The sequence below is a fragment of the Streptomyces swartbergensis genome, assembly GCF_002148965.1.
Lineage (GTDB): Bacteria > Actinomycetota > Actinomycetes > Streptomycetales > Streptomycetaceae > Streptomyces > Streptomyces swartbergensis.
Genome location: NZ_NGFN01000362.1, coordinates 1 through 8,622, shown reverse-complemented (window position 1 = coordinate 8,622; position 8,622 = coordinate 1). Strand labels below are relative to the sequence as shown.

9 protein-coding genes are annotated in these 8,622 nt (G+C 72.2%); 4 read left to right on the top strand and 5 right to left on the bottom strand.

Annotated elements, in window-relative coordinates:
• A partial coding sequence (locus CA983_RS36455) for an ATP-binding protein (RefSeq protein WP_244207242.1) occupies nt 1-1,270 on the bottom strand: 1,270 nt, incomplete at its 3' end.
• Nucleotides 1,271-1,610: 340 nt separating this feature from the next.
• On the opposite strand from CA983_RS36455, the gene CA983_RS36450 reads away from it, so the two are divergent.
• Complete coding sequence (locus CA983_RS36450) at nt 1,611-1,847, top strand: hypothetical protein (RefSeq protein ID WP_086605027.1); 237 nt, start codon at nt 1,611-1,613, stop codon at nt 1,845-1,847.
• Nucleotides 1,848-1,927: 80 nt separating this feature from the next.
• Here CA983_RS36450 and CA983_RS36445 read toward each other — a convergent pair whose 3' ends face one another.
• The gene (locus CA983_RS36445) at nt 1,928-2,542 is read right to left on the bottom strand and encodes a hypothetical protein (RefSeq protein WP_086605026.1); all 615 of its coding nucleotides are present in this window, start codon (nt 2,540-2,542) and stop codon (nt 1,928-1,930) included.
• Between the two features lie 527 nt (nt 2,543-3,069).
• On the opposite strand from CA983_RS36445, the gene CA983_RS36440 reads away from it, so the two are divergent.
• Nucleotides 3,070-4,728 (top strand): catalase, encoded by a 1,659-nt coding sequence (locus CA983_RS36440; protein WP_086605025.1) that lies wholly within the window; start codon nt 3,070-3,072, stop codon nt 4,726-4,728.
• A gap of 4 nt (nt 4,729-4,732) precedes the next feature.
• On the opposite strand, the gene CA983_RS36435 is transcribed toward CA983_RS36440, so the two are convergent.
• Together CA983_RS36435 and CA983_RS36430 are read right to left on the bottom strand one after the other, a co-directional pair.
• A complete protein-coding gene (locus tag CA983_RS36435; RefSeq protein WP_086605024.1) occupies nt 4,733-5,587 on the bottom strand; it encodes a fructosamine kinase family protein in 855 nt (284 codons plus the stop codon).
• Nucleotides 5,588-5,693: 106 nt separating this feature from the next.
• Complete coding sequence (locus tag CA983_RS36430; protein ID WP_086605023.1) at nt 5,694-6,152, bottom strand: hypothetical protein; 459 nt, start codon at nt 6,150-6,152, stop codon at nt 5,694-5,696.
• Between the two features lie 223 nt (nt 6,153-6,375).
• Between CA983_RS36430 and CA983_RS36425 the strand changes: the two genes are divergently transcribed.
• Nucleotides 6,376-6,699: a hypothetical protein gene (locus CA983_RS36425; protein WP_086605022.1), complete on the top strand. Its 324-nt coding sequence runs from the start codon at nt 6,376-6,378 to the stop codon at nt 6,697-6,699.
• 38 nt (nt 6,700-6,737) lie between these two features.
• On the opposite strand, the gene CA983_RS36420 is transcribed toward CA983_RS36425, so the two are convergent.
• Nucleotides 6,738-7,271, bottom strand: a complete 534-nt coding sequence (locus CA983_RS36420; protein ID WP_086605021.1) for a hypothetical protein — start codon at nt 7,269-7,271, stop codon at nt 6,738-6,740.
• A gap of 270 nt (nt 7,272-7,541) precedes the next feature.
• Here CA983_RS36420 and CA983_RS36415 point away from each other — a divergent pair, with 270 nt between their 5' ends.
• The gene (locus CA983_RS36415) at nt 7,542-8,069 is read left to right on the top strand and encodes a hypothetical protein (protein ID WP_086605020.1); all 528 of its coding nucleotides are present in this window, start codon (nt 7,542-7,544) and stop codon (nt 8,067-8,069) included.
• Nucleotides 8,070-8,622 lie beyond the last annotated feature (553 nt).

The window sequence follows — 8,622 nt, the reverse complement described above, 5'->3', positions numbered from 1 at the left end:
GGGTGGAGGCTTGGTCGTCCTGGTCCGTGCCGTAGCCGTGATCGTCGGACGGGGTGGGACGGGCGGCGGTGGTGGTGGACGGCTGCTCGGGCTTTTGGGGCGCGCGGGCCGGTTCCGAGCCGTCGGACGCGGTGGCCGGGGCCGGCTCGGATGCACGGGCAGCGCCGTCAGCGAGGGGTGGAACGGCCCGCTCCGCCCTGCGCGTCGGACGCGGGGCGCTGGCCGCCGGGGGCAGTTCGGCCGGATCGATGCGGGTCAGCAGGTGACTGTCGACTCGGAGTACCGCCCGCACACCGCCGTACGGGGAGGGGGAGGACAGGTCCACGCTCAGATCGAACTGCCGGGTCAGCTGGCCGATGGCGGCGAGTCCCATGCGCGGCGGATCGCCGAGCTCGGTGAGCAGGATCGGTTCGGAGCCGGCCACCAACCGCTGGGCACGGGCCCGTTCGTCCTGCGTCATGCCCAGCCCGGCGTCGTCCACGGTGACACAGACACCGTGGTGGACGTCCTCCAGATTGACCACGACATCGGTGTCGGGCGCGGAGTGGCGCAGTGCGTTGTCGAGGAGCTCGGCGACGATGATGGCGACCGGCTCGACCGCGTGGGACACCAGGGCGGTGCCCGCCGCCAGGTGGTTGTGGACCCGGACGCGCTGGTAGCCCGCGAGCCGGGCCTGACCGCCCGTCACCGCGTCCACGAGATGGGACTCCTCGCGGGCGAGTCCCACCCAGGCCCCGCAGACCACCGCCGCGATCTGCGCGCGCCGCAGCGACTGCTCGTTCTCGTGGTCCAGCTCGAACAGGGTCTGCGCCAACTCGGGGTCGTCATAGCGCTGTTGCAGACCGCGCAGGGCGTCCTGCAACCGGTACAGCGCCGCCTGGATCTCCCGCGTGGCGCCGCGCATCCCGGCCTGCGCGGCGGCGTCGATCCGGGTGCGCTGCGCGGCGAGTTCGGCGTGCAGCCCCTTCAGCACCTGCTCCAGCGCCAGGCCCAGGGGCGAACCGGCGAGCTGCGGGTTGAGCGGGCCGGGCACGGCGACGTGCGGATGGGCCACCTGCCGGGCCGCGGCGGGCACACGCCGCGCCGCCAAGTGCTCGACCTCGGCCGCGAACGTCCGCGTGGTGCCGTCGAGTTGGGCCCGCAGTGCGGCCGTCTTGGCGCGCTGTGCGGCCAGTTGCCGTCGTGAGCGCAGCCACCCGCCGCCGAGGGCGAACGCGGACAGTGTGCCGACGGCGAGACCGCCGACGACCAGGTCCGGTAATTCGATCATCGAGTGGAGTCCAGGGGGAGTCGGGCAGGGCGGGGTCCGAGGTGCTCTGACGAGCCACCCGCAGCACAGTACACACCGTCATCGACCGATCTCGCACGGTGGATCGGCACTTCTTTCGGAAAGTGACAAGCGTCTGTTCGCTTCTGTGGCAACTGTCGGGATTGCCGTACGGGGGAGGGGAGTTGGTGGTGCGTACGGATCTGACCGCCCGGCCGGCAACCCTCCGGGAGGGCGTGATCGGGCCGTCACTGAAAGTGATGCGAACGGGCTGTGTGTCCGCCCGCCGGACGGGTACCCGTCCGGCGCCTGAAGAGGTCCGCTCCGCAAGAAGGAGGTCCGAATGACCAGCGAGACGGAGACCGGCGGCGTGACCGGTACGCAGGACAAGGACTACAACCTGATCTGGTACGTCGAGGCGTGCCTGAACAACGCCCTGCGTCTGGAGAGCTACATCCAGGACGCGGAGCGCGCCAAGGACACCGAGGTCGCGGACCTGTTCCGCAAGGCCCAGGCGGACAGCCGCAAGGGTGCCGAACTGGGCAAGAAGCTCCTGCGCGCACGCCTCAACGGCGGCTGAGGCCCCACCGGGGCCACACGGCCCGGACATCGCCGGTCGGCGAGGTCCGGGCCCTTTCCGTGTCCGGCTCCGCCACGGGATCAGAGCCGGAAGACCCGGCTGACCCGCTCGGCGAGTTCGTCCTCGGACATCGTGAGGTCGACGGTGACGGTGGGCAGCCCGAGGCGTGCGGTCTCCTCGCGGAGGTGTTCTGTGAACATGTGGTCCCGTGCGGCGATGTTGCGGTTCGCCCGCTCCGGGTCACTGGTCCGGGCCGTGAAACCCCCTCCCGACATAGCCGGGCCCGTGAGCGCGGCCTGCCGGAACTCCGGTGTGGGCAGGAGCCAGACCGCGTGCCCGGGCTCGGTGAGCAGGGGCTGTACGAGGTGCGGCAGCAGGCGGAAGCCCTCGACGACGACACACGTCTCCCGCGGCATGCGCAGCAGGTCCTCGACGATCAGCCCGAAGCCCTCACCGCGAAACCAGTGGAACGTCTCGAGCATGGTCTCCGGAGACCGGTTCACCCAGCGCTCGTCCATGTCCATGGCCATGAACTCGTGCAGCAGCGGGGCCTCGTCGGGCGTGGTCCGGCGGGCGTGATCCCCCATCACATCGTCGGTCGAGTACAGACGCCAGCCCTGCCGATCGGCGAGTCCGCGGGCGATCGTGGACTTGCCGGCGCCGCTCCCGCCCCCGATCCAGTAGACGTGCCGCATGCCTCTGCTCTCCCCGTGATCGCGCTCTGACTGTCAGTGGCGGATGCCACGATGCCGACAGCTCACCATCCCATCCTGGACGAGGCCGCCGCTGGATCCTGCCCGGGAGGACGTGGTGGAGGTGGAGGTGTCCTTCCGCCCGGTGTCGGCGGACAGCGCGCTGGTGGCAATACCGCGAGGTCTGTTTCAGGACGCGGCCCAGCTCCGGGGGAGCGGGCCGGAACCGGAGGAGGTGACAGCCCGGTTGGGGCTCGCCGTGCATGGGCCACTGGTTCACCGACTGCCCCTCCACCAGGCGCTTCCCGCAGCAGGAGAGGGGCCGCCGGCCCAAGGGGTGAGGGCCGCACCGGCGGTGCTGTCCCCGGCGGCCTCCCGGACAGCACCGCCGCCGGGATCCCGACCCGCGCCAGGCACGTGACTGACCCCGCCCTGCCGGGTACCCGGGCGTTCCGCCAGGACCGGCCGGGCGGCCGCTCGCGGCGCCGACCCGGTCGGCCGCCGGCCATGAGCCGAAGGAGCCCACGCATATGACGGACGTATCCGGTACCGGTCCCGCTCCGGGCGACGACCGCAAGGTCCTCACCAACCGCCAGGGCCATCCGGTCTACGACAACCAGAACCAGCGCACCATCGGCGCCCGCGGGCCCGCCACGCTGGAGAACTACCAGTTCCTGGAGAAGATCAGCCACTTCGACCGGGAACGCATCCCCGAGCGCGTCGTGCACGCCCGCGGTGTCACCGCCTACGGGCACTTCGAGGCCTACGGCGCCTGGGGCGACGAGCCGATCAGCCGCTACACCCGGGCCAAACTGTTCCAGGAACGCGGCAAACGCACGGACGTGGCCGTCCGCTTCTCCACCGTCATCGGCGGGCGCGACTCCTCCGAGGCCGCCCGCGACCCGCGTGGTTTCGCGGTGAAGTTCTACACCGAGGACGGCAACTGGGACCTGGTCGGCAACAACCTCGGCGTCTTCTTCATCCGCGACGCCATCAAGTTCCCGGACGTCATCCACGCCCTCAAACCGGACCCGGTGACCTTCGAGCAGCAGCCCCGCCGCATCTTCGACTTCATGTCGCAGACGCCCGAGGCCATGCACATGCTGGTCAACCTGTTCAGCCCGCGCGGCATCCCCGCGGACTACCGCCACATGCAGGGCTTCGGCGTCAACACGTACAAGTGGGTCAACGCCGACGGCGACACCAAGCTGGTCAAGTACCACTGGATGCCCAAGCAGGGCGTGCGCAGCATGACCGAGGAGGACGCGGCCAACGTCCAGGCCGACTCCCTCGGCCATGCCACCAAGGACCTCTACGAGGCCGTCGGGCGCGGCGACCACCCCGAGTGGGAGCTGCTCGTCCAGATGATGGACGACCACGACCACCCCGAGCTCGACTTCGACCCGCTGGACGACACCAAGACCTGGCCCGAGCAGGACTTCCCGCCGAAGCCGGTCGGCCGGATGGTGCTCGACCGGATGCCGCAGGACTTCTTCGCCGAGAACGAGCAGATCTCCTTCGGCACCGGCGTCCTCGTCGACGGCCTGGACTTCTCCGACGACAAGATGCTCGTCGGCCGGACCTTCTCCTACAGCGACACCCAGCGCTACCGAGTCGGCCCGAACTACCTGCAACTGCCCGTCAACCAGGCCAAGAACGCGGACGTGCGCACCAACCAGCGCGACGGCCAGATGACGTACCACGTGGACGGCGGCGGCGAGAACCCGCAGGTCAACTACGAGCCGTCGATCACCGGCGGCCTGCGCGAGGCCCGCTACCCGACCCACGACGAGCAAGGGCCCGTGATCGAGGGGCGGCTCACCCGCAAGCGCATCCCCCGCACCAACGACTACATGCAGGCAGGCCAGCGCTACCTGCTCCTGGAGGACTGGGAGCGCGACGACCTGGTGAAGAACTTCACCGACCTGCTGTCCGAGTGCGACCGGCCCGTCCAGGAGCGCATGGTCTGGCACTTCCTGCTGGTCGAGAACGACCTCGGTCTGCGGGTCGGCGAGGGGCTGGGCATCGGCCCCGAGGACGTGGCCGGTCTGGAGCCGCTGGCGAGCCAGGACCTCACGGACGAGGACCGCGAGCGCCTGGCCAACCTGGGAAAGAACCCGCCGCGCGACGTCGAGGGCCTCACCATGACCCACTGCGTGCCGGACGAACGGCACGTCGTGACCCGCTGACCGGTCACCCCGCCAGGGCGGAGCGGGCCACCGCGAGGGCCTGTTCCGCGTAGCTCCGGCCGAACAGCACGGCGTGCACCAGCAGCGGGAACAGCTGGTGCACGCCGACGCGGTCCGCCCAGCCGTCGGCGAGCGGCGCCTCCTCCTGGTAGCCGTCCAGCACCTGCTCCAGGTGCGGACAGCCGAACAGGCGCAGCATCGCCAGATCGGTCTCGCGGTGCCCGCCGTGCGCGGCCGGGTCGATGAGCCGGACATGCCCGTCGGCCGCCCACAGCACGTTGCCGTTCCACAGGTCGCCGTGCAGCCGCGCGGGCGGCTCGGCGGGCCCCGCCAGCACGGGCAGCCGCTCGCACAGCCGCTCCACGACGGCCGCCTCCCCGGACCGGACGGTTCCCTGGTCGACCGCGCGCCGCAGATACGGCAGCACGCGATGCTCGGCGTACCAGCCCGGCCAGTCGGTGCCGGGCTCGTTGCGCATCGGGGCGAGCCCGATGTACGCGTCCGCCGGCCCGTCCGGGGGCGGCGCGCCGAACGCGGGTGCGCCGGCGGCGTGCAGGGCGGCCAGGTCACGGCCGAAGCGGACGGCCGCCTCCCGGCTCGGCCGCCCCTGCGTGACCCGGTCGACGACCAGCCAGTTCTCGTCGTGGCCGTGCACGTCCGGTATCCGCACCGTGCCGGCGTCGGCCAGCCAGCGCAGCCCGGCCGCCTCGGCCCGCGTCGCACTCGGATCGTCGGCACGCTTGACGATCACCACCCGACCGTCGTCGAGCGTGACCTCGGCCAGGTCCCCGGACAGCGGCCGTTCCCCGGGGACCGACCGCCCGGTGAGCCGGGCCACGACATCGGTAGGGGCAGTCATACGCGCTCCTCCTCGGGTCCGAGCTTGATCGACACTCAGAGTACGACCGCGCCCGAGGGGCCCGGTGAAATTGCGCGACCACTCCACACGGACCCGCGGACGGCACTCAGCCTTCGGAGCCGCAATCGACGTCCATCAGCTGGATCGGCCGCGTCGCGTCCAGGTCGACGTACGCCGTGAAGTCCGCCTGGTCGGATCCGCCGTTCCCGTACGTGCTCACGGTCGCCCAGCCGACCCCGGCGGACTGGGCCGTGGTGACCGGACCGATGTCGATGGACGCCGGGATGTTCTGCGCGCACAGCAGGACGTCGAACTCGGGGTTGGCGGCGGCCTTCTCCTTGAGGTGCGGCGAGATCCCGTACTTGCGGGCGAAGTCGCCGGGGCCGTGCTCGCCGTAGAAGTCCTCGAGGAAGGTGTGGATCTCCTGGGCGGTGTACCGGTCGGCGCCGGTGTCGGCGGCTGACGCGGCGGCGGCCGGGACAGCCGCGGCGGCGATGCCGAGGGCGGCGAGGCAGCCGACGGCGAACGCGCGCCGGCGGGCCGGGCGTGCAGTGGTGCGGAACATTCTGGACCCCCGTTGTGGTCTTCTCTCCGTGCTCCCCGCGCCGCGGCGGACCGGTCGCCCGGGGAGCCGCTCGCTGGAGTAGACCTCTCGTACCGGGCCGCCGTTGCGCGCCGCTGTGCGGCCGTGTCGATTCCGGGACATTCGCCACGCCCCGGTCACGCGGGACGGTGAAATCCCGCCGCCAGCCGACAGAACCGGCCGCCGCCGGGGGACCAGTCGGGGCATGACGAGTTCACCGTTCCAGCGCACCATCGCCCTGCCCGCCCCTGTGTGCGAACAGGCCGCACAGCACCTGGAGCAGGCCGCGCGCCGGGCCATCGACGGCGCCGCGATCCCCCTGAAGGCGTTCCGCGCCGCCGCCGACAACGACTTCATCTTTCCCGTGCCGGTCGTCGAGCAGGCGGCATCCTGCCTGCTGGTCCTGGCCACGGAGACCGCCCAGACCGTACGTCCCTCCGCTCTGCGCGCCACCATCAGCGTCGCGCTGCGGCTGCGGGACGCCGTGGAGCTGTCGCATCAGCCGGCTCTCAGCAGCAGGTTCTGGTAAGGCACGGTTGGTGGCCCGGTTGTGGCGGGGCCTGTCCGTCAGGTCTCGCGGAAGGCGACCTCGACCTGCTTGCGGCGCAGTTCCTCCAGCGTGGCGCGCTGCCGCCGGGCCCGTTCGATGAGGTCGTCGAGCTGCCGCGTGTCGAGGCGGGCGTCCGTGGCGGCCAGGTCGTGGAGCGTCTGCCAGCCGGCCATCTTGCCCTCCACTCCCAGACCCATCGCCTCCAGCTCCCACAGCGTGCTCAGCGGGGACCGCCGTACCAGGCTGCCGTTGCTCTTCAGCCGGCTCATCTGCTCGGCCGCCCGGCCCGCGTAGACCTTGTAGCGCCGCACCGGGACGTCGAGCCGCCGCATGATGTGGAGCAGGCTCGCCCGGTCCTCGGCGATCTCGGCGGCGACCGGGGCCAGGGCGTCAGCGAGCGCCGTACCCCGGCACGAGCGCAGCAGATAGCGGATCCGCGCGGTCCCGGCGGTGGCGCCGGCGAGATGGTCGTTGAGGTAGATGCCCAGCAGGGACATGTCGGTGGCCGGAGTACGGTGGGCGCCCGGCGGATCCGTTCGCTGTTCCGTCATGACACTGCTCCTGTCCTGCTCCGGCCCTGCCCCAGAGCGGCCGGAACAGGGGATTCGCCGGACCTTTCCGGCTTGCGGAAGGTTACGCGGGGCGGGTGCCCGGGGCCTTCCCGGCGAAACGGGATCAGCGTCCCCGCGTACGAGCCTCGGTTTCGATGTGGCCGAGGCCACAGCATGGACGAGGTCCCGATCACGTCCGGGGACGCGGGGCGGCGGCTACCGTCTACGGGCAGACCATCCGCTTCCCCACCCCTCTCGGACGGCCCGGCAGTGCAAGCAGATCTCTCTCCTGTCATAGCGGCGACCGCCCAGTGGCTGACCCGTGCCTTCCCCGCCTCCGGCGGAGCGCTCGCCTCCGCGCTGTGCGAGGTGCAGGCCCGGCAGGCCGTGACGGTCGCGGCATGGCTCAGGTACCCGACGGCGATGGACGCCGCCCTGGTCGACGTGGCGGGCCCGGGCGGCTCCGCGCGGCTGGACTGGGTCACCGGCGTCGACGCGTCCCTGGGCGACGACGTGGACGCGCACGCCTGGCGCACCTGGGTGGACGAGGTCGTGGCGAGCTGGGCGGCCAGTCTGCTCACCGACCCGGAGCTGGCCGCCCGGGCGGTGGCCGCGCTCGCCGAGGGCAGCCACAGCACCGGCGCGCCGGCCGAGTTCCGCCGGCTCGTCGCGCCCGACGACGGCGACCAGCGCGCCGCGGCCCTGCTGCGCCACCCCGACCTGCTCGCCCCCGTGGCCGAACTGCACCACTCCCAACTCCTCGACCGCCTCCACCCGGGCCGCACACTGATCGCCTGACGCGGGGCCTGCCCCTGACGGGGTCCGCCCTCATCGGCCCGTCGACCTTCGGCGGTCTCTGGCTGCCGGTCCGCGACGGCATCGGTCTGCAGGCCTGTGGCGGCGGTGGCTCGGCGGTCTGCGGTAGCCGTGTCTGCCGGCTCGGGTGGCGGCGGCCTCCCGAACCGCGACGGCGTTGCGCTTCCGCCGCGACGGCGTTGGCCCGCTGGTCTGTGACCGCGTTGGCCTCCGTCCGCGACGACGGGCATCCGGTCCGCGACGGCGTTGGCCCGCCCGTCTGCGGCGGCGTGGCTCGCCGGTCTACGGCGGCCGCATCTGCGGACCCAGCTGGCGCCGGCCTTCGAACTGCAACGGTCCTCCGAACCGCGGCGTTGGCCCCCGGAATCGCAACGACAGCCCCGGATCCGCGACGGCGTCGGCCCCGCTGCGCGACGGCGTCGGCCCCCTCCGCGACGGCGTCGGTCCCCAAGACGCGCGGCGGCCTCGGGCCGCCGGCCCGCCGATGTGTGGCCCCGCCGGCCCGCCGAGGTGCTGCCCCGCCGCCCCGCTGCGT

Excerpts from the sequence above, each read along its gene's own strand:
- CA983_RS36425 (WP_086605022.1), top strand. The coding sequence starts at position 6,376 with ATGACGAGTTCACCGTTCCAGCGCACCATCGCCCTGCCCGCCCCTGTG.
- CA983_RS36450 (WP_086605027.1), top strand. The coding sequence starts at position 1,611 with ATGACCAGCGAGACGGAGACCGGCGGCGTGACCGGTACGCAGGACAAG.
- CA983_RS36420 (WP_086605021.1), bottom strand. The coding sequence starts at position 7,271 with ATGACGGAACAGCGAACGGATCCGCCGGGCGCCCACCGTACTCCGGCC.
- CA983_RS36430 (WP_086605023.1), bottom strand. The coding sequence starts at position 6,152 with ATGTTCCGCACCACTGCACGCCCGGCCCGCCGGCGCGCGTTCGCCGTC.
- CA983_RS36440 (WP_086605025.1), top strand. The coding sequence starts at position 3,070 with ATGACGGACGTATCCGGTACCGGTCCCGCTCCGGGCGACGACCGCAAG.
- CA983_RS36445 (WP_086605026.1), bottom strand. The coding sequence starts at position 2,542 with ATGCGGCACGTCTACTGGATCGGGGGCGGGAGCGGCGCCGGCAAGTCC.
- CA983_RS36435 (WP_086605024.1), bottom strand. The coding sequence starts at position 5,587 with ATGACTGCCCCTACCGATGTCGTGGCCCGGCTCACCGGGCGGTCGGTC.